The sequence below is a fragment of the Acinetobacter sp. YH12064 genome (assembly GCF_013419735.1).
Classification (GTDB): domain Bacteria; phylum Pseudomonadota; class Gammaproteobacteria; order Pseudomonadales; family Moraxellaceae; genus Acinetobacter; species Acinetobacter amyesii.
This window is the reverse complement of sequence record NZ_VOZP01000016.1, coordinates 22,591-48,000: the sequence shown is the minus strand read 5'-3', so window position 1 is coordinate 48,000 and position 25,410 is coordinate 22,591. Positions and strand designations below refer to the sequence as shown.

Genomic DNA, 25,410 nt, shown 5'->3' with positions numbered 1-25,410 from the left:
TAAGGAGACATCATGCTTTTCCAAGTCAAAATGGACGTACATATCCCTTTAGATATGCCAAGCGATAAAGCCAATGAAATTAAAGCTGTTGAAAAAGCTTATTCACAAGATTTACAGTGCCAAGGTAAATGGCGCCATATTTGGCGTATTACAGGTCAATATTCAAATATCAGTATTTTTGATGTTGAAAGCAATGAAGAGTTGCACAACATTTTGCAAGGTTTACCACTCTACCCGTATATGGATATTCAAGTGACTGCCTTAAATCGTCATCCTTCTTCAATTCGTGAAGATGACACCTGATTAAAAAATTAAACCATTCTCATTTTTAGGATGGTTTATCTCTCATTTATTTACTGAGATGTATTCCAGGATTTGTAAAGGTGCAGCTTGAAATAGGAGCTAATTGTAGAGTGATAACAAGCCAATAATTTTTATGCATTGGTATTTTTGAAATGATATTTACGCATAGCAATTTAAGCATATACAAATAAGAGTAGGCATATGATTGATAAAAGCTCAACATCATTAATGGATGCACTGTCCCAAATTAAAAACGGTTCAACTATCATGATCGGCGGCTTTGGTACAGCAGGTCAGCCCGCAGAACTAATTGACGGACTGATTAAGCTTGGCATCAAAGACCTCGTGATTGTGAATAACAATGCAGGTAATGGTGATTATGGTCTTGCCAAACTGCTTAAAGCTGGCTCTGTACGTAAAATCATATGTTCTTTCCCACGCCAGTCTGACTCTTGGGTATTTGATGAACTTTACCGTGCTGGAAAAATTGAATTAGAACTGGTGCCACAAGGCAATTTGGCATGTCGTATTCAAGCTGCTGGCATGGGTTTAGGCCCAATCTATACGCCTACAGGTTTTGGTACGCTTTTAGCTGAGGGTAAACCGACACTCAATTATGAAGGCAAAGACTTTGTTTTAGAAAATCCAATCAAAGCCGACTTTGCTCTCATTAAAGCGCATCAAGGCGACCGTTGGGGTAACTTGGTTTACAACAAATCGGCACGTAACTTTGGCCCAATTATGGCTATGGCTGCTGATGTGACTATTGCGCAAGTATCTGAAGTGGTTGAACTGGGTGGTTTAGATCCAGAACATATCATCACCCCAGGGATTTTTGTTCAACACATTGTTCAAGTTACACCTGCTCAATAATTGGATACGGAGATTTAAGATGAGTTATACCAAATTAAGCCGTGATCAAATTGCTGAACGTGTGGCCCAAGATATTCCAGATGGTGCTTATGTGAATTTAGGCATTGGTTTACCGACGAAAATTTCGAATTATTTGCCTTCAGACAAAGACGTATTTTTACATTCTGAAAATGGCCTATTGGCTTTTGGTCCACCTCCAGAAAAAGGTCAAGAAGACCCTGAGCTGATTAATGCGGGCAAAGAATTTGTCACTATGCTGACTGGCGGTGCATTTTTCCATCACGGAGACTCTTTTGCCATGATGCGTGGTGGTCACTTAGATATTGCTGTACTCGGTGCATTCCAAGTGGCTGAAAATGGCGACTTAGCCAACTGGCATACAGGCGCTCCCGATGCCATCCCTGCTGTGGGCGGTGCAATGGACTTGGCTGTAGGTGCGAAGAAAGTCTTTATCACCACAGATCATGTAACCAAAAAAGGCGAACCAAAAATTGTCGCGGAATTAAGCTACCCTGCTACTGGCTTGAAATGCGTAGACCGTATTTATACCGACCTTTGCGTTATTGATGTAACGTCTACAGGCATGACCGTGATTGAAAAAGTGGACGGTATGAGCTTTGAAGAGTTGCAGTCGATGACTGGTGCAAAATTGGTGGATGGGACATCTAAATAAAAAAGGAAGTCCCCCTTTTACAAAGGGGGATTTAGGGGGATTTTTCGAATAAATCATCTTTTTAAAATCCCTCCCAACTTCCCTTTAAAAAGGGAGGAGCTTTCAGTTAAGGATTTAAAAAGGCTTTGTTGCACAAACCTATCTGTAAAGGCTTTTTCAGCGATATCATTTTCAAATGAAGAAGCCTACACACAAAATCTACCGCACAACCAATTGGCCCGCATATAACCGAGCACTCATGAGTCGCGGAAATATTGCCCTTTGGTTTGATCCTGCTACGCAATGGTATACGCCATCAAAAGGCAAACAAGGGCGAAATCAAACCTACTCCGACGCAGCCATCCAATGCTGCTTAATGATTAAATCCTTATTTCGTCTGTCTTTACGTATGGTTACTGGCTTTGTGCAAAGTCTGATTAAACTTTGCGGATTAAATTGGATAGCTCCAGATTACACCACGCTTTGTAGAAGACAAAAGCATATTGATATTGTAATCAGCTACCACAAAAGTAGCGATGGGCTGCATCTACTCATAGACTCTACAGGCATGAAGTTTCTAGGTGAGGGCGAATGGAAGCGCAAGAAACATGGACCTGAATATCGTCGCCAATGGCGTAAACTTCATATTGGTACAGATGCTGAAACCCTTCAAATACGCGCCATTCAACTCACTACAAATAATGTGAGTGATTCACAAGTGCTTGGTGATTTACTCGATCAGATTCCACAAGATGAGCAGATTGACTCTGTTTATACCGATGGAGCTTATGACACCAAGCAATGCCGTCAGGTCATTGCAGATCGGCAAGCGCATGCGGTGATTCCACCTAGAAAAAATGCGAAACCATGGAAAGATATAAAGAGTAGCTCGCTAGAGCGAAATGAATTACTTCGAACAGTTACACGTTTAGGCAGGACACTATGGAAAAAATGGTCAGGCTATCATCGGCGAAGTTTGGTTGAAACTAAGATGTACTGCATTAAATTATTAGGAGATAAACTCAGTACAAGGAGTTTTGATAGCCAAGTGAATGAGATACATACACGTGTAGCAGTCCTCAACAGATTTACGGAATTAGGTCGACCACTTACCCAAGTTACGCCTTAAATTTGGCTCAATTAGGGGCGTTTTGCATTTCCAATCTTTGTGCAACAAAGCCCTTACATGCCCATCTTTGCCTGTTTTGGTAATAGTCATTTTTTTCAAATAAAAAAATCATTAATCGCTGTAATAACTACCATATATTACATATTCAATATTTGTAATATCTTATTTGTTCATGTTTCAGACTTTTAAAGGTTCGCTATTTATTTATTTAAATTTCAACCTTTAGATTGCGACAATTTAAATAGATAATCACTGTGCTCTAACAATTCATCATCTTGATGAAATTTACCCACCAGTTGAATACCGAGTGGCATGTTTTGCTGATGCGCCATAGGGAAAGTTGTTACAGGTAAACCCATGACTTGCCATGGACGGCTCATAAAAGGTTGTCCAGTTTTTTCTAAACCAAGTGGTGCAATACCCGGTGCAGCTGGTGCAATCGTGAGATCAATAGATGCCTTGTTCATCCAATTTACATAGTCTGTTTTGATTTTTTCAACGGATTGAAGATGTTCTAAATAATCAGCATGAGCCATATTCAGACCAGTATGAATAAGTTCAGTGATATATTCATCCATTAAACCCGTATGAAATTCATATTGTAAATTTCGCGCCACTTCAAATGCCATAATCTTATAATGATGATCAGCCAATGCTTTAATGTCGATATCTTCTGGGAGTTGTACAAATGTGATGGATTCACGCTGTACACTACTCATAAACCCTTTCATTGCATATTGCATTTCAGGTTCTATTTCACCTAATTGATCACCAGAATAAACGCCAACTCTTAGATTCTCTTTAGCCATTTGCTTAGAATCTAAATCACTACGTAATTGAATGATTCGTCTCATCAATAGTAGGTCAGAGAAATCATTTGCAAACATGCCCAAACTATCTAAAGATTGTGCGAGTGGTTGAATATTTCTAAGTGAAAATTCTGAATGGCTTGCTACATATGCCATGCAACCACAATATGCAGCAGGTCGTATTACGGAAGCTGCTGTTTGAGTACCTAATGCAAACGGTGTCATATGTGCAGCAACTGCCGCCGCAGAACCACTTGAAGAACCGCCTGGTGTGCGCTTCGGATCATGTGGGTTTTTCGTTTTGCCAGACTTAAAAAAAGCAAATTCGGTAGTTACCGTTTTACCCATCAAAATGCCGCCAGCCTTTTTAATTGCAATAACCACGGCAGCATCCATGTTAGGAACACGATTATTATGAATTTTTGAACCCATACGGGTTTCGATGCCTGCAGTATCTATCACATCTTTTACGGCAAAAGGTAATCCTTTTAAAACCGAATTTTTATAAAATTCCTCATTACTATAATATTGATTTAAATATTCTTTTTTTGAAATAAGAAACTGCCATGCTTGAATATCTGGATCACTTTGTTCAATTCTAGAATAAAAAGAATCAATGATCGTTTCCAAGTCTACTTCGTTTTTTTCAATCACATCTAATAATTCACTAATACTTTTACAAATCCATTGATCATGGTTCATTAATATTCTCCAAATGCTATTACTCTGAATGTATTGAAATAAATTGCTAAACCTGTGGTTTAAAATATGTATAAGCAGGCTATGGAATAAATTAAAAAATTGTTCTTCAAAGAGTTGCAAAGAATCTTTGAAGGACATTCATATGGCTAATTTCACTTTGAATTTTGGTAATAGAGTTTTTCGCATCTTTATCTGGATCTAGTGATCATTTGTATAATCCTCTCAGATAATAAATATGAAGATTTAAGATCAAGAAAAAGACGACTTTAAACAGAACTAAATGTTAATTTGTTTGAAGCGAAATAATTGAAAACATAACCACTTCAGGCTATGTTTTCTTTGAATTAAGGCTCATCAAACAAGAAATGTTTCTTGTAAATAGCGCCATAGCATTTTACCTTTTTCTTCAACCAATAAAGCCGAAGCTCTACGGCTTGTTGTTCCAGCATCACGATGATGTGTTTCTGTATAGTTTAATAAAGCTGCATCATCTTTTAGTAAAACGACTTCCGGATCTGAAATTTCAATTTTTAGATCAGAAAGATTGCCTTGATTGTTTTTAAATAGCTGTAAAACTTGTGCATATTGGATGCGCTTACCTGCTGCACCAACCATTTCAAAATCTTCACTAAAGTATTCAACCATTTGAGCCAATTGCTCATCTGTTTCTTTTGCATTGAAAACGGATTGGATCAGTTCGTGTAAAGAAACAGTACTTTGAATTACCGCTTGTTTTTCCAGTGCCATATCATGTCTCTCTTTTAATCATTTAAATTTAACTGTAATTTTCATTTAAAACTGTATTTTGTAGCTTAAATCATTTCAATCTGTTGTCGTAAATCAAAGCCAAGTTGGCAGACAAAATATAGAAAATGCCTGTCAACTTATAGATAGCTTTTGAATTAGATCACGCCTGCGATGTCTTTAAGTATTTTGATAAAAGAGTCCTGTTCATCTTTCGAGTATTTTGCTAAAACCTCGTTTTGATGACTATCCGCAATATCAAATAAATAATGCGCTGTTTTTTTACCTTTTTCAGTCAAACGATAAAAACCATCTCTTTCTTCAAGCAACCCATCTTTGGCTAAGATGGCAGCTGATTGCTCTACTTCACGCATTGGCATCGCAATATCACGTGGTAAATCATTTTTATTCGATGCAGTTCCACTGCCTAAAACCAAGAGCAACCGTGCTTCACTGGTTCTAAAACCTGTCACTAATTGCTTTGGAATATAGTCATTTTGGTAAAATTTAAATGCACGACTCATGAGATAACACACATTACTGTATAGATGCCCTTGATGCATTTCTCCGACATCTGCAGTGTCTTCAATACTATCTTTTACTTGCAATAGTGGGTGTGGTGTAACGCCAGAATATGCACCTTGGTGATAAACTAAAGGACTACGTCCTTCGTCATGGAAATTCACCACTTTCCCGACAATAATCCAATGATCTCCACCTTCTAAAATCTGGTGGCGTTCACATTCAAATACCGCTGAACAATTGTCTAAAATTGGAGCTTTACCTGCACCTTCGTGATAACTGGTACCTTCATATTTATCGATATTACGTCGTGAAAATTTGTTTGAAAGTTCAATTTGTGAACCCGATAAAATATTTACAGCGAAATGTGTCGCTTGTTCAAACACATGATAGCTTGAAGAATTTTTATCAATACTCCATAAAATCAAAGCAGGGTCGAGTGATACTGAGTTAAAGCTATTTGCTGTCACCCCCACTTTTTCACCATCAGCATTTTGTGCGGTCATGATGGTCACACCTGTCGCAAAATTCCCTAATGCACGACGGAATTTCATTGGGTCAATTTTGACATTTTCCATTGTTTTTAATGAATTCATTTTATTCACTCCTGAATCTTGTTTTCCCTATTTCCACACAAACTTGATATGCTCTATCGTTACATTAACAGCCTAAATATCAAGGACCAGCCGTGCCGATTTTGATCGTGAACAACACACTAGAATCTGTTCATTACTGGCTTTTTCTTCATCTGTAAAATACACATCACGGTGATCTGGTTCACCTTCAATCACATCACACATACATGTGCCACAAACACCTTGTTCGCACGACATTTCTATCTCAATGCCTTCACGTGCCAATGCTTGTAAAATGGTTTCTTCTGCATCCACCATGATAATTTTGCCGCTTTGTTGTGCGACCACTTCAAATGCTTCACCACCTGTTTCAATTTCAACTTGAAAATATTCTTTATGAATTTGATTTTCTGGAAAGTTTTGCGTCGCGGCTAAATTAATGACCCAGTCCATAAATCCATTTGGACCGCAAGTATAGATATGACTTTCAGGGTCTATATCTTTAATTGCCGATTCAAAAAATTCACGGTGGCTTGCACCTTCTGATTTAAAATGAAATTTTGTGAAATTTTCCAATTCACCATTTTTAATTTCATCTACAAATGCACATCGTTCTGGACTTGAACCGCAATAATGCAGCTCGAATGAGGCACCTTCTTGTGCCAATTGGTAAGCCATCGTGATCAAAGGGGTGATACCAATACCACCACCAATTAGCACGCTATGTTTCGCTTGCACCAATGGAAATAGATTTTTAGGTTCACTGACTTCAATTTCCATGCCATCTTTTAGATCATTAAATGCAGATACTGAACCACCACGTGACTCAGGATCACGTAGGATACCTAATCGAAATACCCCATGTTGGCTTGGATTTTGACAGAGTGAATATTGACGAACCATGCCATTCGGTAGATGCACATCAATATGAGCACCTGCCTCAATATTAGGCAAAGCTTTTGATGTTGCTGATTCAAACTCCATGACTGCAACATTTTCACCTTCAACTCGACGGTTTTTGACAACAACTTTATATAGTGTAGTCATGATTTTTCTCCCTCTTATACGTTATGCAAAAGGCTTAACGCATAAATAATCCACCGTTAATATCCCACGTTGCGCCAGTTACAAAAGCTGCACTCGGACTTGCCAATAAAGCACATGTTTCTGCAATAAATTCCATGCTACCTAATGCCTTTACGGGAATATTTTGTAAGAATTGTGTCATTTTCTCATCAGAAACAACACTATGTACGATTGGAGATTCCATTGGTCCCGGTGCAATTGCATTTACGGTCACACCTTTGGCAGCAAACTCTTTGGCAAATATTTTTGTCAAAGTGACGATCGCACCTTTGGTTGAAGCATAGTGAGCACCAGTTGCAGTACCGCCATTTTGACCTGCAAGCGATGCCATATTAATGATTCGTCCATAACCTTGATCGGCCATGTACTTCCCAATAATTTGGCAAGCTTGGAAAGTTCCGCGTTGGTTCACTTGCATGACCCAATCAAAATCTGAAGCAGTAATTTCTAAAACAGGTGTTGCCTTAGTCACTGTTGCGTTGTTGATTAAAACATCAAGTTTAGAAAATTTTTCCTCAATCCATTGCACTGCATTTCGAAAATCGTCCTCTACTGAAATATCTAATTTTAGAGGGAACATATTGTCAGCATTTGGACTGCGAGCCTTAGCATTTTCCGCTTTTTCCAATGTACTAGCAGATAAAATGACTTGATGACCTTGGCTTGCAAAATACTCTGCAATTACATTTCCCAGACCTGAAGCTGCACCAGTCACTAAAACAACTTGTTTCATTTTCTTCTCCTAGAGAATGTAACTGATACCCGCTAAAGTATCGGTAGAGTTAATTAAGTTAATAATTTTGCGGTTAATTTTAAAACCTTGCTCTGCATCACGAACCAAATGGAAGGTCACGTCAGCAGTATAATGTTTTAAATTTTCTTTGCGGAACTCACGCAAGTTTTGCGCACAGCGTAGAACAATTTCACCATCTTCATCTTTCAAAATGCGGATCCGTGACACACTGCGTACCGTGTTAGCTTTTGGAGAGGTGGAAATGGCCTCTCCATTTTCCAATCGTTCTATGCGTAATTTACGCATGTGATGATTGTCATAAGCATAGTTCAGATTGTTTTCGTAATCTGTCAGTGCTGGATCGATGGGAATGATATACACCCCTTTTTCATTCCAAAGGCTTAACCAAGCATCGTGTTCTGAATGGTCTAGCATGTCTGCTTCAGCCCATACAAAAGCTGTGACTTCATTTAATAGATTAATATCAATTTTCATGGCGCTCTTCTCCTTAAGCCGTCATCAACTTTTTCCACTGCTGATATGCAGCGCGCATTCCTGTTTCCGCACTCACGTCACTTTTTAAACCATCTTCAGTTTTAACTTCGCCCGGTAAGCCTCGGTTTAGCATGATCCACAGGTCTTCGCCTGCGCTTGCACCTTTTTGTACGCGTTCCCAAGCTTCTGCATCATCTGGTGTGCCAAAGCCAAATGGTCCTTGGAAATGTTCATGTAAACGCAGACGGTATTGGTTGGCGATTTGTGGTCCACCATCCATGGTAATCACTGAGTGGTGAATTTCTGTTTTGTCTACTGAAATGGGTTGCATCACACGGAAGAATGCCATTGAACATGCAATGTTCGGGAATAAGTTTAAGTTAAAGCCCGAACCACCTACAGCGCGAACAATACGGCGCACTTCAAGTTCTTCATGACCTTCATCACGTAATGCTTGAGCAAGATCTTCAAAACGCTCTTGAATTGGACGCTCCATAAGTTCTTCGTCTAGATCGACCAATTCAGGAATCATCACCATGACACTATGACCATTACCTAGGTCTTCAACAAAACCGGGTTGGTTATCAAAGTTGAATAGTTCTTCTGTTTTTTCATCGACAGAGCTTAGGAAAGATTTGTGTACCAATGGGAAGTGGTAAGCGTCCGTGGTGTTTTCTAACTGAATTTTCCAGTTTCCAGGGAAGGTAAAACGATGCTCACCCAAAACTTTTACTGGATAGCCAGCACCTTGTTTCATGAATAAATCAATCCACTTTTTCGCAGGACCAAGAAAATCTACTAGCGGTTCTACATCATGATTAAATGACGCGAAAATCATGCCGTTGTATTCTTCAACACGTAAGCTGATCAGAGGAAATTCTGATTTATCAAGACATTCGCCATAACTTTCAGGAGATGGTACGCCACGTAAGCTTCCATCAAGTGCGTAGCTCCAACCGTGATATGGACATACAAAGCTGTTGGTTTTTCCTTTTTTGTGTTCGCATACAGTGGCAGCACGGTGACGGCAACGGTTCAATAACACATGTACTTTTTTCTTACGGTCACGTACCGCAACCACAGGTTGCTTACCAATATTGATGGTTTTATAGCTACCTGCATCAGGAATTTCACTTGCGTGTGCAACCCAAACCCATGAATTATAGAAAATCTTATCCATTTCATCTTCAAAGATGGCTGGATCTTTATATAGGGAGGTATGTGCACGATCACTTTGTACCAGTGCATCATAATCACGTTCTGCATCTTGCATTGGAATTAAACTATTCATATTCACGATCCTTCTTTCTTATCCTTGGCTTAATTCTGGTGAGGTACTGGCAATTCAGCTGTACTGTTCCAGTGTGATACAGGGCGACTAAAAATATTTTCAGTTTGGAAATGTTTAATTTTCCACGCACCATCAATGTGTTGTTGAAACTTCACGCTCAGTTTTGCTGCATTTAAGTGGCTACGACCGTCGCGAAATGTTGAGGTTTGCAACATAAGCCAAGAGGCATTGGCTTGTTGTTGTTTTACATAAATCTGCTCTGAGCTGACAAAATGAGCATTCATAACAAAATGAGATTCTTTTTCGGTGTAGCTTTTGAACATGTTGTAAATGCCTTGCCAAGAGTCATAGCGACCAAAAGATTTGGAATATTTTTCTCCAACGCCTTCCCAAATACTGTCCTGATCAAATAAATCCATGAGCTCATCTAAATCAGTATTGGCATCTAAAGCATCACAGATTTCCATATAGCGATTAATGCAATTACGGATCGCTGTTTCAGCTTCGAGTTTTGCTAAGCGGTTAAAGATTACGCTCAAGTCCATGTCATTCACCGTAAAAAATCACTTGTTTTCCATATACTCATAGATATCCAGGTGTTGGTTTTAGACCAAAACTTACTGAACCCGCATTTTGTAAAGTGGCATCGCCCATAAAAGCATGCTGTGTCACCACATTGGTGTCATTCACAAAACGGCTAAATACATTGTTGGTATAAATGGCGGTCATCCCTGCCAACATTTGCATTTTGCGTGCTACACGAGCAGCTACGCGTGCGGCATGGGTACATGACAAACGCATATCACTGATTTGCTGATCTGTTGGTTTTTCACCTGCAAGAACTTCATTCCATACCACTTCCATCGTTTCATAGAACCATGTACGGGCTGCTCTAAACTCTGCTTCTACTTGAGAAAACTCATATTGAGTGACTGGACGATTTGCAATTTCTGAACCACCTGTAATAGATGCTTTACCTGGTGCAAGTTTTTTGAACTCTTCCAAAGCTGCTGCTGCAACACCAATCCCTACTACAGTGAGCACCTGTGTTGCCAAAGACAAAGATGGATATTTAAAAAAGGGTTCAGGCAATTTTGATGGCTCGCCACGAACAAAAGTCCATTCTTTTGCCACTAGTACGTCTTCAACCACCAAGTCATGACTGCCTGTGCCTTTAAGACCAACAGTGTCCCATGTCATTTCTACATTGGCTTTTTTTGCTGGCATCACCGCCATACGTGGTAGACCTTGTGCTTCATTGTCCTTGCGTGGAGAAATTCCTACACCAACAATGTCCGCGCCCATACATCCGCTTGAAAATTTCCAACGACCTTTTACCACTACTCCCTCATCGGTGATTTCTGCAGGTTGCGGAGGGAAAATACCGCCTGCAAAAACGATATCAGGGGAATCTTTATAAAGAATTTTCAATGTATCTTCAGGTAAACTACCCAAATACGCAGGGCTCATACCAAAACTTGCGACCCAACCGACTGAACCATCAGCCATAGATAATTTTTCAATTAATTCACAAAATTCACGCGGTGAAACTTCCAAACCACCAAAGCGTTTTGGTACAAGCGCGCGGTATACGCCAAGCTTTTTTAGCTTATCGATAATGTCTTGGCTCACATACGCTTGTTGATCAAATTCGCCAGTGATTGCTCGTTCACGAATTTCTGTACACAATGCTTCAACATCAACTGTCTGCGCATTGTCTGAACTAAATACCTTAGATAAATTACTCATTACCTAACTCCTTGTAATTTATTGTGCTGCCTTCACGACAAATTTAGCAATTGAACATAAGTGTTCATCTGCATTGCGCTTAGTAACGATCTGTAGTCCGACAGGTAAACCTTGTTTTGTTTCGAGTGGAATCGATATTGCTGGGTGTCCAGATAAATTAAATGGACGCACTAAGCTGGTTAAATTTAAAAATGCCACTGTATTTTCAGCATCTGCGACTTTAGGTGGAATTTGTGGCAATGTAGGCAAAAGCAAAGCGTCAAACTTATTGAGTAATGCATCGATTTCTTGAGTAAATTCAGCTTTTACTTGTTCTGCTTGCTGCACTTGTTCCAAGGTGGTTTCGGCTGTTTTCAATAAACGTCCTTGGACATCTGCACCAATCAAACCTGTTTTAGTTAACTCACCGTAGGCTTGCCAATTTTCATAATTGATAATCTGCATACCTGCATCAAAAGCCTTTTTAAATGTTTCGACTTCGACTTGCTCGACCTCTAGATTTGCTTGGCTTAAACAGTCTTGAATACATTCACTCACTTCAGAATTTGCCTGCACATTGAGCCAAGCGAATTTTGGGGCTGTACTAGATGATGTTTCTAAGGTTTGCGCTGTAAATGTTGGATCAATGATTTGCATTGCGGTTTCAATCATTTCAACAGAGTTAGCAAAGGGTCCTACACAGTCCAAAGAACTTTGTGCTGGAAGCACCCCCTTTCGACTTACCCGTCCAAAGGTCGGTTTTAAACCATATACACCGCAACATGCAGCGGGCATGCGAATCGAACCGCCTGTATCTGTGCCTAAAGTAAAATCTGCAAGATTTGCTGCCACTGCCGCAGCTGAACCACTAGATGAACCTCCAGGAATAAGCGCTGGATACCTAGGGTTTAGGGGCGTGCCATAAGCCTGATTAATACCTGTTATGCCAAAAGCGAGTTCATGCAAATTGGTTTTCGCTGTAATCGTACAGTCCGCATTTAAAATATATTCGACCACTTCAGCATTTCGAGCTGCTGGCGTAGTATCTTCCAAGGCACGGCTGCCAGAAATTGTTTTAATACCTTGAATATCTATAGAATCTTTCACCATCACGGTTAATTTACCTGATCCTAATTGAATATTTTTTGCCACAATATTCATTCACTTTTCCATGTATTTTTATCCTTAAATTAAATATCGTAAAATTCCGTGTAATTGTCAAGCGACTATTAATCAAATTAAGAAAGAAAATATTTCAATAATTTGTATAATGGGCCAATACCTTGTTTATAAAGTCGCAATTTGACTATGCTTACTCACTTAGAACAGTTTTTGCCAAATAATGAACCTGACAGCTTGAAAAATTATCCTTTTTTTTGGATATCTCAAGTGAATGGCAGATACAGCCAGCTTATTGAAAAATCTATAAAAAAATTAGGTATTGATAATACTCGCCGTAAAATTATTTTAAGCGCCAATGCCTTAGGCCAAGCAAGCATTACCGAAATTGCGAATCTTTCTACATTGAAGCTGACCACCGCAACCAAAGCAGTTTACCGTCTGGTTGAAGATGATATTGTTGAAGTGTTTTCATCCGATCAGGACGAACGGATTTCAATGGTGAAGTTGACTGAAAAAGGGAATTCGCTGGTTGAACAAATCAATCAAATAAGCCAAGTAACATTATCTGGCATTTTGAACGCTTTCGATGATCAAGAGTTAAGTGACTTAAATGCTCAATTAAAGAAAATGTTTGATTTAATGCCGATGAGTTAAATATTTTTAAATCATATACTTGAGATGAAATTCAAATACAAACTCAAGTCTTTAAAGCACTAAAAAGCTCATCCCAAGATGAGCTTTTTGCTTTTATTCAAATAATGGAACCTTTACAAGCAGCGATTTAATTTTTCAACACATTAAATTTTGGCTTTAATTCGGCGGTTTCTATGCGGCGATTAAAGGTATTTAATACTTTCAGTTTGTAGGCATCGATATCCATGCTTTCATAGTCATAAAAACCTTGACCTTCACGCAAGCCATTACGCTTATTCTGCATATTGTCTTCGATGATCTGCGGTGTACGATAGCGTTCACCCAATTCTTTCTGTAAATATTGGGAAGCGTAATACAGAATATCACCTCCTCCCCAATCAATAAATTCCAATAGACCCAGTACAGAAAAACGCAAGCCAAAGCCGGTACGGATTGCAATATCAATATCTTCAGCCGAAGCAACACCCTCTTCCACCATCCGCGCGGCTTCATTCATCGCCAAGGCTTGAATCCTCGGGACGATATACCCTGCTTTTGCATTACATACAACAGCAACTTTACCAATCGCAGTGAGGAAGGACTTGAGCTGTTCAACCGCAGCATCAGAAGTTTGCTCTGAGCGGCTCAGCTCGACCAACGGAATTAAATAAGCAGGATTCAGCCAGTGCGCATTCACCACTCGTTCAGGATGTGACAGCATTTGCGCAATATCCGTGACTAAAAATGTAGAGGTTGTCGAAGCCACAATACACTGCGGTGAAATATACTGATCTAACCAGCTGAATATTTCCTGTTTGGCCTGAGTTTGTTCAGGCACGCCTTCCATAATTAAATCACACTGCGTTAAAAACTCAGTCGACTCTAATTTGGCCAAAATTTGGATATTCGCCTGAATCGCGGTAATTTGTTCGGCTTGCACAAACTGGATAGTCCGGAGCAAAGTTAACTCTTGAGCAAGGTCTTGCTGAACTTGCTGCTGATATTGGATAAATTCTTGTTCCGACCGTACTTTGGCATCGATTAATTTAACTTGAAGCCCAGCATAGGCAAAAGCAATCGCAATTGCCTTACCCATGCGTCCTGCTCCAATCACTGCAACGTGTTGAATCTTGGACATTGCATTACACTCCTTGTTGCAGCACCGCTTGCATTTCCTGCTTAGATTTATGGGCCAAACCTAAATTTTCTAAGGTACGCCCCTCAGCATATAAATCTCGACCAGTAACCGCAGACGCAATATTTAATAATCCCTCTGCAACAGGGGTTGGTACACCTGCCCAACGACCAACAGAAACAATTAAGGATAAACCTAGGCGTGTATCTTCAAGCATATAGCGATGTTCTTGCAGGTTAATGTCTTCGCGCCAGTCACCGCTGTCCGTTAGTTTGCCGTGCGCACCGCGACCATACATCCACTCGTCACCTTCGCCTTCTTTATTGTAATGATCAGCCAGCGGAAAATGCGGCGCTGGATAGCCCAAAGCTTCACGGACACGCATACGCTCTGCATCAAGCTGATTGGTCACGCGACGAATTGATGGCTGAGTACCTTCATTATGAATATCCCAAGCTTCAAAATGCTCTAATGGACCTGCATTCATCATAATCAGCGGTGGGTGGATAATTGGCCCTGCATTCATCAATGCACCACTTAATCCATCTTCGATAGGCTCTACACTCGGATACGCTTGTTTCAAAATTTTAAATGCATGTTCAGATAAATTGCTTGGAAACACGCCTGTCGGCAAACGGGTCGCATAACCACTGACCACAATATGATTTACGTCATGTTTGCGCACCAAATAAGGCAGTGTGCCTGTTTCCGCAAATGCCACTCTCGCATTATTGCCCGCGTCCTTCATGGCTTTTGCAAAGACAAAACTTCCGAACGTACCTGGCGGCAAATATACTACTTGACCGTCTTGAAAGTATGGTGCTGCTTGTTCAGCAAGATTCACATGTGTAGTTGCAGGTAAAGGAATAATAATCAGCTGAGCATGAGTAATTGCTTTTTCTAAATTATTTTGCAAATTGATTTGACTGTTTTCAAAGCCCACTGTGACAGACCGTTCGCCCTGAAAATCTTTGACAAAGAGCTGGCCTGTTGCAGCCAATGCTTCAAGTGCCTCTGCATCGCGGCGCCAAAGCACCACATCATGCCCTTTTTCCGCCATTTCTAAAGCCGCTGCATAGCATCCGTGACCGCCGCCAAGTACTGTAATTTTCATCTTGAATCCTCCTGATTAACTAAATTCATCATAGAAAATTACTTAACTCATCACTTCCCCATATGCGAATGTACTATTCAATTTACGAAACTGAAATGTCTAGAATACCCATTAGGCCGCACGCATTTTTAAGGTTTGTGAAGGCAAGCAGCCGTAACGCTTTTTGTAAATCGTGGAAAAATGTCCAAAACTTTGAATTCCATTGTTGAGCAGAATATCCGTCACTGTTTCATTTTCATGGCTATTCAGCAATGCTTGATGCACCAGTTCAACACGCATGTCGCGTATATATTCAATCGGTGTTTGCTGAAAATACTGGTTAAAACCCTTTTGCAGAGTTCGGCCCGTCACACAGCAATACTCACTTAAAGCAGGCAAAGCAATATTGTCTTTAATGTGCTGCTGAATATACTGCTGGGCTTTTTTCATATACGCAGGTAATACACGCTGGCGCTGTTCATTCAACCGCTGACTGTAATTATTCGGGACTTTTAACAAAATCAATTCAATTAAATATTGGGTAAAGCTTGCAGAAATAAAGCTCCAATTTTGAATATTGTAATAGGCATGACATAGATAATTCAGCGTTTCAAGAATAGAGCTTAAGCCTTCATCGGTACACGGCATGCCGCTGTCAAAAATCACAGCTTCTGTACTTGTATAGCCCAGCATTTTAAAGAGCTGAGTTTCAACATCTTGCTGTGTTAATTTTAAAATAATATTGCGGCAACGGTGATTGGTAATAATTCGGTTTTTACTGTTTGGATGCGTCACGGTCATAATACCAACCGACTGCAATACCTGATGCTGTGCATGCTCAACTTTGCACTGGCCTTCCAAGGTGATGCGAAACAAATAATTTTGTGCTGCCTCATCAATGGTAATCGCCACAGGCGCACTATATTTCAAATCATACAGTGCCGAATTACCAAAACTAAAGCCATTTAAGCGCGTATTTAAACTGGCAACCGCTTCAACATCAAACTGGTGCGGACATAAATAATGGCTGATCTGATCTTTAATGGTTTGATAATCATCTGAATTGAAAAGTAAAAATTCATCAAGATAATGCAAATGATTAAAATTAAGCAATTGATTCATCTCCGCACTCCATTATCGGCATTGATTTAATGCAAAAGCCCATGTCTTAATAATGGGCAATTGCATATTTTATCGCTTAAGGCTTTTCAGCGTTCAATTCAAGTTTTTGGCAAATGCCGTCGTTTGAACCCAATACTTAAAAAAAACATTAAGCAGAATGTTCTCGCTGAATACTGTCTGCAAAAGCCTTGCATCCTTTCTTTAATAAAATAAAGGACAAGATGCAGGCAATGCCGCCCACGATGGATAAAGATGTTCCAACCATCAGCGGGTTCTCAAAAATTTTATCTGTTACCAATGCAACTAAAGTGGTTCCAATTCCGACTGCCACCAAGTTGCTGATCAGCAGAAAAATTGCCGAGATTTGCGCACGCAATTGGTTTGGCGCCAACATTTGCATTGCTGTTGTTGAGATTGGCATTGGGAAAGATGCAAAGAACATTGCAGGCGCGAGTAAGGTCACTGCTAACCAATATTCAGAGACCTGAGTAAACGCCACTAAAGGCAATACCAAACCGAAAATCCCAATGACACCGGTAATCATTGGCGCATCTTTACGACCTTTTTGAATCAACCAATCATTCAGCCAACCTGCACAAAATACACCGAGAGTATTGGCAACCAGCAAAACTGTACCTAACATATAGCCAGCTTCAGTCGGCGTCATACCGAATTTACGCATAAAAAATGCAGGCGACCAGCTGATTAAGCAATACAAAGCCATTGCATAGAAAGTAAAACCTAAATAATGGCAAGTGAAGGTTTTACGATGCTTTTTCAAAAATGTAAATGCAGCACGGATAGTAACTTTTTCAACTTCACCATTTGCATTTACACTTTGCCCTTTACGCTTTGGATCACGCACCGTCAAAACAAATAGTAGGCCAATAAATATCCCAGGTAAGCCAACCAAAATAAAGGCCATTTGCCAGGCTTTTACAGCACCAAAAACTGGAATTTCGATGAGGCTTAAGTCTTTCAGCAAACCAATCACATAGCCGCCTACTAAAAATGCGATACCGCCGCCCACAAAAGAGCCAATCGAGTACACTGCGACTGCGCGACCCAATTTGTCTTTACTGAACATATCACTGAACATGGAATATGCAGCAGGTGATAAAGCGGCCTCTCCAACACCGACACCCATTCGGCTAAAGAAAAGCTGAAAAAAATTTTTACTAAGACCGCAAAGTGCAGTGGCAATGCTCCAAAAAATAATTCCAGCTGCAATAATTTTTGGACGTGAAAAACGATCTGCCAAGTACGCTAACGGCAAGCCCATAAATGCATAGAACAATGAAAATGCTAAACCGTGCAATAAACTAAATTGAGTATCCGAGAGGTTTAAATCGGCTTTAATGGGTTCAATCATTAAAGCTAAAATTTGCCGATCAATAAATGAAAAGATATAGGCCAGCATACAGAGTAAAACCACATACCATGCATATACGCTCGATTTCTTATTTACAACTACTGCTCGATCACTTATAGAACTATTCATGTAATGCAATCCTTGTATGATGACTCAAGTTCCTCATAAGTCATATTTCCTTTATTTTCTTGATCAAAACAAGAAATGATGTGTTCACGATAAACCTTTAACCGCCAGCACTTTTAATGCGCTCTTCCTAGCGAGATTTATTGTTAAATCTAAAACCTCAAACTCCGTGACCCTGTATATAGAATATATTCACTTTTACATGTATATTTCTACATATTTTTAAGTATAAAAACATACCTTTTTGATTGGTTTTTGTCATTAGATATCTTTTAAATCACATTATTTTTTACAAATTTTATTGAATTTTACATGGATTTTTTGATTTATTGCATTTGCGGATATCTTTCATATAAGGAAATAACTCATGACACTTTCTCAGGAAAAGGGAGTCAAAAAGGCTTTGTTGCACAAAGATTTAAAAGACAGTACTCTGCTGATTTCAACAGAATTTAAGTAGTAACTTGGATGTGAGGACGCCCTAATTTTGTAAATCTGTTCAATACGGCTATGCGTGCATGGATCTCATTCATCTGACTCGGAAAACTCTTTGCTGTTAATTTCTCACCTGAGAAGCACTGCTTCGTAAGATTTGATGCAATGCATCTTGGTTTCCACCAAACTTCGATGATGATATCCAGACCACTTTTTCCAAAGCGATCTGCCTAGCCGTTTGATTGTCTTTCATAATTCGTTCCGCTCTATAGACCTCGCTTGCTGATCTTTCCAAGGCTTTGCATTCTTCCTTGGAGGAATCACAGCATGTGCATCTCGATCTAAAATGACTTGTCGGCAATGCTTTGTGTCATAAGCACCATCGGTATAAACAGAATCAATTTGTTCATCCAAGGAAATTTGAGCAAGTAAATCTTCGAGCACTTGCGAATCACTGACATTATTCGTTGTGAGCTGAACTGCACGTATTTGAAGAATTTTAGCATCTATAGCAATATGAAGCTTACGCCATTGGCGACGATATTCTGGTCCATGTTTCTTACGTTTCCATTCACCTTCACCTAAAAACTTCAAGTCAGTTGAGTCTATGATGAGCAATATATTGCGCAAGGTAGCCCATCACTACTTTTTTGATAGTTAATCGCAATATCAATATACTTTTGCCTTTTGCATATGTTCGAATAATCTGGCGTTATCCAATTTAATCCAGAGAGTTTAATCAAGCTTTGAACAAAACCTGTGACCATGCGTAATGAGAGTCTGAATAAAGATTTGATCATTAAACAGCATTGAATAGCGGTGTCTGAGTAAGTTTGACTTCGACCTTGTTGGGCTTGTGGTTGTGCATACCACTGAATGTTTGGATCAAACCAAATAGAAATATTTCCTCGATTAATAAGGGCACGATTGTAGGAAGACCAGTTGGTTGTACGATAGGTTTTAGGAGCAGATTTATTCATTTTGAAATTATAGGACTGAATAAACCTTCTAGGTTAGATTTGTGCAACAAAGCCGTTCTGCATTAGCCTGTCATACCGATTGGCAGTTCCTCGTAAATATTTTTAATCTTGTTAATGCATTTTCCATTAAATACCTAATTTTATATAAACACCAATCCATATGTTGCTTACTAGATTCAGACTTACATTTCTTTAGTATATTTGCTTTGGTTTCGGTTTTCTCAATTTTTCTCTAAATAATTCTGAAACATAACTCCTATCTGCACACAATATTTCTGTTTCTTTTAAATCCAAAGCATCAAACACAAGATGCCTGTTGCTGAGAATATATTGAATCAAGAGTTTAATCCTGATTCTTTAAATCAGACATGGGGCTTGCTATCACCAATAATAAATTCAGTAGGATTTCCATCCGCATCCACAACTAAATGGATTTTAGAACTATTTCCACCAAAGTTATTAGAAATAGTTTGGTCTTTCACTCCGGTCGTATGTTGATGCACTCGCATATGAGATGCATCAATAGAAACCTATTCTAGATTTGCATCATTTGATAATAATTTAAAGACTTAGACCATTGATTATGCGCCAGCATTGTTGTAATACATAACAAGAAGGAATGTGGTTTGTCGATTGAATTTTACTTTCTCACTATTTTTTATACAACAAATGTCAACAGCATCTAACTTTTATAAATATATATTATAAAAAAATTGTTTTTAATTAACATTAATTATTTTACTAGGTATCACCAAGATTATACTATCAGACATATTTTAAAGAAAAGAAGTGTAGCAAGTTGCTACACTTCTTGATTTTTCTCTACCAACTCTTTCAATAGATTTTCTAATTTTTCCAAACTAGCATCATCAAAATGAGAAATTTTTAAAGAAACCTTTAATAACTTATCATTAAATTTAATATTTCCAGCAACTTTCCCAGCATATTCAATTTTTTTTACAAGCGATGTTGATGGAGAGTCATTATTATCTTGAACTAGATATTTCGTAGCTTGTGCAACAGCCTTAGTTTGCTCAAGTTGGCCATTCTTTACTTTTGTCCAAACAGTTAACAAGGCTTTTTCAGCACGTTGTTTTATTTCGTCGTGATCTGCAAGAAATTTTTTAAAAGCTGTTGCAGCAGTTCGACCTAATAACTGGGGCTCATTTACCAAATCATTCAAGATGGCTTTAGGCAACTTTTCAAAAGATAAATATTTATACATGTCTTCGCGATTTAAGCCTAAAGACTTCGCTAAACGTTGTTTATTTTTCTTTAAATTTTCATCCAAGCCTACTAGACCAATATAGATTTCGAAGTCTGTTAAATCCTGGCGTTTTAAATTTTCAGCTAGTGTAAGTAGTGAAGCCTCTTCATTATTTGCATCAATAATAATTGCTTCAATGGTCGATTTTTTTAGAATTTCATGCGCACGTAATCGACGTTCACCTGCAATCAGTTCAAATTTTAAATTTTCAAGTTTACGAACAGTGATGGGTTGCAACAAACCAACTTCATCGATCGATTCAGCCAGTTCTTTGATTTCCTGCTCATCAAATTTTCTACGCGGTTGATAAGGACTCCGTGAAATGTCTTCAATGGGGACATTTCGTCTAAATTCCTTTAATTCCTTGATATTATCTTTTTGAGCTAATTGATGCTTTTGAGTATTTTGTTTCAGCTTTTGAGCTAAAAGTTCTTTTGCAGTTGCCATAAAATTCTCAATCAGTTAACTTTAGCTAAAACTTCTTTAGCTAAACTTTCAAAAGCCTTTCTAACCTTTCCACTTTTGTCTAGCTTAAGTAAAGACTGCTGCATAATTGCGGCTTGATTTACTTTTGTACTTTGTGGAATAGTCGTTTCCATAATATAGCCCACTTGCTTAAATGCTTCATCACGAATGAGTTTACAAACATTTTGTCTCTCATCGTGCTTAATAAGTAGTGCACCTAATAATTGTAGCTCCGGATTGATTCGCTTTATTTTTTCTAAATGATTAAGTAAGTCTGTAACACCATATAGACCATATTGTGAGCCAGATTCAATCGGGATAATTACATGTGTTGAAGATGCTAAAGCATTACTCGTCAATAGTTTTAAACTTGGAGGGCAGTCAATTAAAATAAAATCATAAAGATCTTTTAATAGTTCTAATTTTGTAGTGAGTTCTTCTGATGGTCTTGGCGCATCTTCTTTTAATTGGTCCTCAGTTTTTCCTAAATTGAGAGAACCATAAATTAGTGAAACATTATCAAAATTAGTATCTTCTTCTAAAGCGTCAGTAAGTAATGAGACATCACCTACTAATAACTCAGCGGTTGTTACTCCAATTTCACTTGGATGTTTTAAACCAATATGCAAGCTAGCATTTGCTTGAGGATCTAAATCGATCACAAGCACTTTTTTTCCTAAGTTTGCTAGCTCAGAGGCTAAATGAACAACTGTTGTTGTTTTACCACAACCACCCTTGTGATTCGCAACAGCAATAATTTTTGCAGACATACTTGTCAAATCATTCTATATTTACAATTACTATTAATATAAATAACTTTGGGCTAAGTTACTACACCTTTTAAATTTAAAACAGTCATTTGTATAACGCTAAAGCAATTTTAAATTTAAAGTTTTATATAGCTAGCTTATTTAATAATTAATAGTAATTAATAATTAAGTTAATTAATAATTAAGTTGATATTTTTCATTTAAAAACAATACTATATCAACTTTAAGGTGGAGGGTTTGTCATCTTAAAGTGGAAGAGTTGTCTTCTATAAGTGGAAAGATGATCACTTAAAAGTGGAATATATGTCACTGTAAGGTGGAGTATTTGTCACTTAAAAGTGGAGTATTTGTCACTATGGTGGAATGTTTTTCACTGTTAATTATAAAATATATGTATTATCATTTAAAATATATATAAAACAATTATTTATAATGTTGATAACTTAATTAATTTAAGTGCAAGAGTGGAAAAAAAATCACTTACAAAAATAATATTGTGGATAAAGTTGCAAGACTTTTTTTTACTACCCCATTTTTTGATATATTCATTGATCTAAGAGTGGAAAGAATTTCACGCACTCACCCTAGAATGCAGATATTTTGTTCTTATGACTAAACTCGATATTTTTTTTCAGTGATCTGCGTTTTTAAAGGTGGAAAACTTGTCATATCGAAATAGGTTAATTGATTATTTAAAATCCACTATGGGTGTTTATTCATCAATCCGTATTTCTATAAAGAATCAAAAACATCTAAAAGTGGAGTGTTTGTCATCTTGGAGTGGAATTTAAAAATATATTTCCACTTTAATGGATTTTTACCTAAATTTGGTGACAAGTATTCCACCTTAGGTTTTTTAGGTGAAAGTGTTGAATCTTTTTCCACTTTTTTATATAACATGCATAATCAAGTTAAGCACACTTAAAATAGTTAATACACTTTATGTCAGAACTAAGCCATAACAAAGAAGAGCTGGATTCAATCCCGTACTGCATAGGTAATATTCGTCACAATGGGGTTGTAAGTACTAGTAATCGTTTGATACGACCTATTGAATTGTCAGCGAATGAATATAAAGCACTTTTATATGCGATGGCTGTTGCCAATTACGGTGAGAAGAATCATATCGATAAAGAGATTAGTGAACAAACATACATCTATCTGTATAAAGATGATTTAGCTGAATTACTGGGATTAAGTAAGCGAAATTCAATTAATGTAGCCATTGATCGAATTTACAAAGAACTTTCATCCCGTGTGGCGCATTTTGTAATTGAAGAACCTGTAGATGATATAAAGAAAAAGACTAAAAGAGTTCACTCGGTTGTCCCTATTATCCGTGAGTTAAGATGGGAAGATGATTCAAAGAATGCACTTCAAATCAGATTTACCAGTGAAGTATTACCTTACTTTACTCAATTAGCTGGTGGTAATTTTACGACATACCAACTAAAACATTTATTTGCTCTAGATTCAGTTGCAAGTATGAGTCTTTATACCTATTTCATAAAAAACGAATTCAAATTTAAGACTCAAGAAATCTATGAAGTTCCATTATTATTAGAGAATCTCAAAGCTCTAATTGATATAAATGAAACTAAATATGACCGTTGGGTCGATTTTCGACGTTATGTATTAGATAAAATTGTAGCTGAAATTAATGAAAACACCGATCTACAGTTAGAATATGAAACCATTAAAAAAGGACGCCCTATTGTAGGCGTAAAATTTAAACTACATCATCGTGGTTTTGAAAAGCCTGTAATTGAAAATAAAAAGGCCGAAAAATTAAAGATCTACTTAGATGTTCCATTTGAAGATAATGCTGAGGTAAAAGATCTAGGTGCAAAATTCGATACCACTGTACGTTCATGGTATATTTTTAATGATGATGCTAATTATTTACAGCTTGAAAAGTGGTTTAAGACTGTAGGTTGCCTCACAGACTCTCAAGCAAACGTTGTTATCAATGATTCATTATTTCAAATGGATTTTGCTGAAGTAGGAATGAGCTTAAGTGACTTTAAGCGAAAAATGAAAAATAAATTGAAAACTGATAGTAAATTTGTGGAAGACATCAAGGATCGTCTAAATGAAATTTTCGGAAAGGATATTATTTAGGAGTGTAGCAACTTGCTACACTTTTATCGGCTATTCTTAGTTCAAAGAAACCACTTATAACTTTAATTAGAAAAACAATTTTACGACATATTGATCTAATTCATAAACGATCTGTAGGCTAAAGGTGATAAGAGTATTTTTTGAAATAAATATTGAAATTAGATAAAGTGGATTTTATCATCGATATGATTGAATATTAAATTTAAGATGAAAAATGGCGATCTAGTAGTTAATATGATGAAGGAATTCTATTTAAATCACCATTTTTCTAAAGAATTAATTTATAAATCTTAGATTCTCAAATGAAGTGCAACAGAGATTAAATTATTGTAAAGAAGCAAAATAAGCTAGCATTTTGCTTTCGACCGACCAAAGTCAAAGTTGTATCATGGACTATACTCATCTTACCCAAGAAGAAAGATATCAGATTTCTACATTGTTACGTGAAGGATTTTCTAAACGTTACATTGCTTGGAGACTGAATCGTTCACCTTCCACTATTCCTAGAGAAATTAATCGTAATCGAGCGAGAAATGGTTACTTCGCTAAACATGCTAATCAACTCGCTTTAAGACGCCATTGCTACAATCCCAAAAGAATCCCTGATGAAATATGGACACATGTCATCTTTTATTTTGAACTCCAAGGGAGTCCTGAACAGATTGCATCTCGTGGTCAGCTGGCTAATCGTAAAAGCATTCATGATAGACCGATTGAGATTGAACGCCGTCATCGTTTTGGTGATCTAGAGATAGATACGATTGTGGGTAGGAATCATCAGCAATCATTGGTCTCGATTGTAGATCGCAAAACAGGTTATTTGTGGTTGAAGAAGTGTAGGTCAGGCAAAGCAGAGGAAGTCTGCCAAACAACAATCAGTTTACTTGAGCCGAAAAAGATCAGCTCAAAATGATTACCGCTGATAATGGTAAGGAGTTCAGTCTGCATGAATATGCAGCTCAAGCATTAGAAATAGATTTGTATTTTGCAGATCCTTATAGTGCTTGGAGCGAGGCAGAAATGAAAATACCAATGGCTTAGTCAGACAATACATTAGAAAAGGAAGGAACTTAAATCAGTATACAGATGAATACATCTCAGAAATCACTGATCGTATCAATCATCGT

24 protein-coding genes and 2 pseudogenes are annotated in these 25,410 nt (G+C 37.9%); 8 read left to right on the top strand and 18 right to left on the bottom strand.

The features are described from left to right. Positions 1–12 precede the first annotated feature (12 nt). The 4 genes from catC to FTU13_RS14680 all read left to right on the top strand — a co-directional run bounded on the left by catC (position 13) and on the right by FTU13_RS14680 (position 2,957). Positions 13–303 carry a muconolactone Delta-isomerase gene (gene catC, locus FTU13_RS14695; RefSeq protein WP_180024834.1) on the top strand — a complete coding sequence of 97 codons (291 nt, stop codon included), beginning with the start codon at positions 13–15 and terminating at the stop codon, positions 301–303. Between the two features lie 201 nt (positions 304–504). Continuing rightward, positions 505–1,176, top strand: a complete 672-nt coding sequence (locus FTU13_RS14690) for a 3-oxoacid CoA-transferase subunit A (protein ID WP_180128684.1) — start codon at positions 505–507, stop codon at positions 1,174–1,176. A 19-nt stretch (positions 1,177–1,195) separates the two neighbouring features. Then, entirely contained in the window at positions 1,196–1,849 is a 654-nt protein-coding gene (locus FTU13_RS14685) for a 3-oxoacid CoA-transferase subunit B (protein WP_180024836.1), read from the top strand. Positions 1,850–2,024: 175 nt separating this feature from the next. Next, positions 2,025–2,957, top strand: a complete 933-nt coding sequence (locus FTU13_RS14680; protein WP_180128685.1) for an IS5 family transposase — start codon at positions 2,025–2,027, stop codon at positions 2,955–2,957. Positions 2,958–3,172: 215 nt separating this feature from the next. Here FTU13_RS14680 and FTU13_RS14675 read toward each other — a convergent pair whose 3' ends face one another. From FTU13_RS14675 to FTU13_RS14630, 10 genes are all read right to left on the bottom strand, one after another. After that, positions 3,173–4,468, bottom strand: a complete 1,296-nt coding sequence (locus FTU13_RS14675; protein WP_180024868.1) for an amidase — start codon at positions 4,466–4,468, stop codon at positions 3,173–3,175. Between the two features lie 354 nt (positions 4,469–4,822). Beyond that, positions 4,823–5,215 carry a DUF4440 domain-containing protein gene (locus FTU13_RS14670; RefSeq protein ID WP_019836947.1) on the bottom strand — a complete coding sequence of 131 codons (393 nt, stop codon included), beginning with the start codon at positions 5,213–5,215 and terminating at the stop codon, positions 4,823–4,825. Positions 5,216–5,370: 155 nt separating this feature from the next. Continuing rightward, positions 5,371–6,330 carry a p-hydroxyphenylacetate 3-hydroxylase reductase component gene (locus FTU13_RS14665; RefSeq protein ID WP_019836948.1) on the bottom strand — a complete coding sequence of 320 codons (960 nt, stop codon included), beginning with the start codon at positions 6,328–6,330 and terminating at the stop codon, positions 5,371–5,373. Between the two features lie 72 nt (positions 6,331–6,402). Then, positions 6,403–7,356: a PDR/VanB family oxidoreductase gene (locus tag FTU13_RS14660; protein ID WP_180024838.1), complete on the bottom strand. Its 954-nt coding sequence runs from the start codon at positions 7,354–7,356 to the stop codon at positions 6,403–6,405. 34 nt (positions 7,357–7,390) lie between these two features. Continuing rightward, positions 7,391–8,128: an SDR family NAD(P)-dependent oxidoreductase gene (locus FTU13_RS14655; RefSeq protein WP_180024839.1), complete on the bottom strand. Its 738-nt coding sequence runs from the start codon at positions 8,126–8,128 to the stop codon at positions 7,391–7,393. A gap of 9 nt (positions 8,129–8,137) precedes the next feature. Next, positions 8,138–8,623: an aromatic-ring-hydroxylating dioxygenase subunit beta gene (locus FTU13_RS14650; RefSeq protein WP_180128686.1), complete on the bottom strand. Its 486-nt coding sequence runs from the start codon at positions 8,621–8,623 to the stop codon at positions 8,138–8,140. Positions 8,624–8,636: 13 nt separating this feature from the next. Further along, on the bottom strand, positions 8,637–9,914 hold the full coding sequence (locus FTU13_RS14645; RefSeq protein WP_180024841.1) for a Rieske 2Fe-2S domain-containing protein: 1,278 nt from the start codon (positions 9,912–9,914) through the stop codon (positions 8,637–8,639). 29 nt (positions 9,915–9,943) lie between these two features. Next, entirely contained in the window at positions 9,944–10,459 is a 516-nt protein-coding gene (locus FTU13_RS14640; RefSeq protein ID WP_180024842.1) for a nuclear transport factor 2 family protein, read from the bottom strand. Positions 10,460–10,496: 37 nt separating this feature from the next. Next, entirely contained in the window at positions 10,497–11,663 is a 1,167-nt protein-coding gene (locus FTU13_RS14635) for an acyl-CoA dehydrogenase family protein (RefSeq protein WP_180128687.1), read from the bottom strand. An 18-nt stretch (positions 11,664–11,681) separates the two neighbouring features. Next, on the bottom strand, positions 11,682–12,803 hold the full coding sequence (locus FTU13_RS14630) for an amidase (protein ID WP_180128689.1): 1,122 nt from the start codon (positions 12,801–12,803) through the stop codon (positions 11,682–11,684). 147 nt (positions 12,804–12,950) lie between these two features. Here FTU13_RS14630 and FTU13_RS14625 point away from each other — a divergent pair, with 147 nt between their 5' ends. Beyond that, positions 12,951–13,418, top strand: a complete 468-nt coding sequence (locus FTU13_RS14625; protein ID WP_180128691.1) for a MarR family winged helix-turn-helix transcriptional regulator — start codon at positions 12,951–12,953, stop codon at positions 13,416–13,418. 127 nt (positions 13,419–13,545) lie between these two features. Here FTU13_RS14625 and FTU13_RS14620 read toward each other — a convergent pair whose 3' ends face one another. From FTU13_RS14620 to FTU13_RS14590, 8 genes and pseudogenes are all read right to left on the bottom strand, one after another. Next, a complete protein-coding gene (locus FTU13_RS14620) occupies positions 13,546–14,535 on the bottom strand; it encodes a 3-hydroxybutyryl-CoA dehydrogenase (RefSeq protein WP_180024846.1) in 990 nt (329 codons plus the stop codon). A 4-nt stretch (positions 14,536–14,539) separates the two neighbouring features. Next, positions 14,540–15,646, bottom strand: a complete 1,107-nt coding sequence (locus FTU13_RS14615; RefSeq protein ID WP_180024847.1) for an NAD/NADP-dependent octopine/nopaline dehydrogenase family protein — start codon at positions 15,644–15,646, stop codon at positions 14,540–14,542. 111 nt (positions 15,647–15,757) lie between these two features. Beyond that, positions 15,758–16,747, bottom strand: a complete 990-nt coding sequence (locus FTU13_RS14610; RefSeq protein WP_180128692.1) for an AraC family transcriptional regulator — start codon at positions 16,745–16,747, stop codon at positions 15,758–15,760. A 148-nt stretch (positions 16,748–16,895) separates the two neighbouring features. Further along, positions 16,896–18,248, bottom strand: coding sequence for an MFS transporter (locus tag FTU13_RS14605; RefSeq protein WP_180128694.1), 1,353 nt, complete (start codon positions 18,246–18,248; stop codon positions 16,896–16,898). Between the two features lie 449 nt (positions 18,249–18,697). After that, positions 18,698–19,660 (bottom strand): annotated as a pseudogene (locus FTU13_RS14600) (IS5 family transposase). 33 nt (positions 19,661–19,693) lie between these two features. Then, positions 19,694–20,229 (bottom strand): annotated as a pseudogene (locus tag FTU13_RS17665) (transposase); the annotation flags it as partial. Between the two features lie 233 nt (positions 20,230–20,462). Next, positions 20,463–21,374 carry a ParB/RepB/Spo0J family partition protein gene (locus tag FTU13_RS14595; RefSeq protein WP_104442427.1) on the bottom strand — a complete coding sequence of 304 codons (912 nt, stop codon included), beginning with the start codon at positions 21,372–21,374 and terminating at the stop codon, positions 20,463–20,465. An 11-nt stretch (positions 21,375–21,385) separates the two neighbouring features. Beyond that, complete coding sequence (locus FTU13_RS14590; RefSeq protein ID WP_130075507.1) at positions 21,386–22,162, bottom strand: ParA family protein; 777 nt, start codon at positions 22,160–22,162, stop codon at positions 21,386–21,388. Positions 22,163–23,104: 942 nt separating this feature from the next. Between FTU13_RS14590 and FTU13_RS14585 the strand changes: the two genes are divergently transcribed. From FTU13_RS14585 to FTU13_RS17530, 3 genes are all read left to right on the top strand, one after another. Further along, complete coding sequence (locus FTU13_RS14585) at positions 23,105–24,283, top strand: replication initiation protein (RefSeq protein WP_104442428.1); 1,179 nt, start codon at positions 23,105–23,107, stop codon at positions 24,281–24,283. Between the two features lie 388 nt (positions 24,284–24,671). Beyond that, positions 24,672–25,196 (top strand): helix-turn-helix domain-containing protein, encoded by a 525-nt coding sequence (locus tag FTU13_RS14580; protein WP_180128696.1) that lies wholly within the window; start codon positions 24,672–24,674, stop codon positions 25,194–25,196. Then, the gene (locus FTU13_RS17530) at positions 25,193–25,324 is read left to right on the top strand and encodes a hypothetical protein (RefSeq protein ID WP_257223926.1); all 132 of its coding nucleotides are present in this window, start codon (positions 25,193–25,195) and stop codon (positions 25,322–25,324) included. The genes FTU13_RS14580 and FTU13_RS17530 overlap by 4 nt, the downstream gene beginning before the upstream one ends. Positions 25,325–25,410: the final 86 nt, after the last annotated feature.

Bases quoted from the DNA above. Each gene is read 5' to 3' on its own strand.
- catC (WP_180024834.1), top strand. From the start codon at position 13: ATGCTTTTCCAAGTCAAAATGGACGTACATATCCCTTTAGATATGCCA.
- FTU13_RS14690 (WP_180128684.1), top strand. From the start codon at position 505: ATGATTGATAAAAGCTCAACATCATTAATGGATGCACTGTCCCAAATT.
- FTU13_RS14685 (WP_180024836.1), top strand. From the start codon at position 1,196: ATGAGTTATACCAAATTAAGCCGTGATCAAATTGCTGAACGTGTGGCC.
- FTU13_RS14680 (WP_180128685.1), top strand. From the start codon at position 2,025: ATGAAGAAGCCTACACACAAAATCTACCGCACAACCAATTGGCCCGCA.
- FTU13_RS14675 (WP_180024868.1), bottom strand. From the start codon at position 4,468: ATGAACCATGATCAATGGATTTGTAAAAGTATTAGTGAATTATTAGAT.
- FTU13_RS14670 (WP_019836947.1), bottom strand. From the start codon at position 5,215: ATGGCACTGGAAAAACAAGCGGTAATTCAAAGTACTGTTTCTTTACAC.
- FTU13_RS14665 (WP_019836948.1), bottom strand. From the start codon at position 6,330: ATGAATTCATTAAAAACAATGGAAAATGTCAAAATTGACCCAATGAAA.
- FTU13_RS14660 (WP_180024838.1), bottom strand. From the start codon at position 7,356: ATGACTACACTATATAAAGTTGTTGTCAAAAACCGTCGAGTTGAAGGT.
- FTU13_RS14655 (WP_180024839.1), bottom strand. From the start codon at position 8,128: ATGAAACAAGTTGTTTTAGTGACTGGTGCAGCTTCAGGTCTGGGAAAT.
- FTU13_RS14650 (WP_180128686.1), bottom strand. From the start codon at position 8,623: ATGAAAATTGATATTAATCTATTAAATGAAGTCACAGCTTTTGTATGG.
- FTU13_RS14645 (WP_180024841.1), bottom strand. From the start codon at position 9,914: ATGAATAGTTTAATTCCAATGCAAGATGCAGAACGTGATTATGATGCA.
- FTU13_RS14640 (WP_180024842.1), bottom strand. From the start codon at position 10,459: ATGGACTTGAGCGTAATCTTTAACCGCTTAGCAAAACTCGAAGCTGAA.
- FTU13_RS14635 (WP_180128687.1), bottom strand. From the start codon at position 11,663: ATGAGTAATTTATCTAAGGTATTTAGTTCAGACAATGCGCAGACAGTT.
- FTU13_RS14630 (WP_180128689.1), bottom strand. From the start codon at position 12,803: ATGAATATTGTGGCAAAAAATATTCAATTAGGATCAGGTAAATTAACC.
- FTU13_RS14625 (WP_180128691.1), top strand. From the start codon at position 12,951: ATGCTTACTCACTTAGAACAGTTTTTGCCAAATAATGAACCTGACAGC.
- FTU13_RS14620 (WP_180024846.1), bottom strand. From the start codon at position 14,535: ATGTCCAAGATTCAACACGTTGCAGTGATTGGAGCAGGACGCATGGGT.
- FTU13_RS14615 (WP_180024847.1), bottom strand. From the start codon at position 15,646: ATGAAAATTACAGTACTTGGCGGCGGTCACGGATGCTATGCAGCGGCT.
- FTU13_RS14610 (WP_180128692.1), bottom strand. From the start codon at position 16,747: ATGAATCAATTGCTTAATTTTAATCATTTGCATTATCTTGATGAATTT.
- FTU13_RS14605 (WP_180128694.1), bottom strand. From the start codon at position 18,248: ATGAATAGTTCTATAAGTGATCGAGCAGTAGTTGTAAATAAGAAATCG.
- FTU13_RS14595 (WP_104442427.1), bottom strand. From the start codon at position 21,374: ATGGCAACTGCAAAAGAACTTTTAGCTCAAAAGCTGAAACAAAATACT.
- FTU13_RS14590 (WP_130075507.1), bottom strand. From the start codon at position 22,162: ATGTCTGCAAAAATTATTGCTGTTGCGAATCACAAGGGTGGTTGTGGT.
- FTU13_RS14585 (WP_104442428.1), top strand. From the start codon at position 23,105: ATGTCAGAACTAAGCCATAACAAAGAAGAGCTGGATTCAATCCCGTAC.
- FTU13_RS14580 (WP_180128696.1), top strand. From the start codon at position 24,672: ATGGACTATACTCATCTTACCCAAGAAGAAAGATATCAGATTTCTACA.
- FTU13_RS17530 (WP_257223926.1), top strand. From the start codon at position 25,193: ATGATTACCGCTGATAATGGTAAGGAGTTCAGTCTGCATGAATATGCA.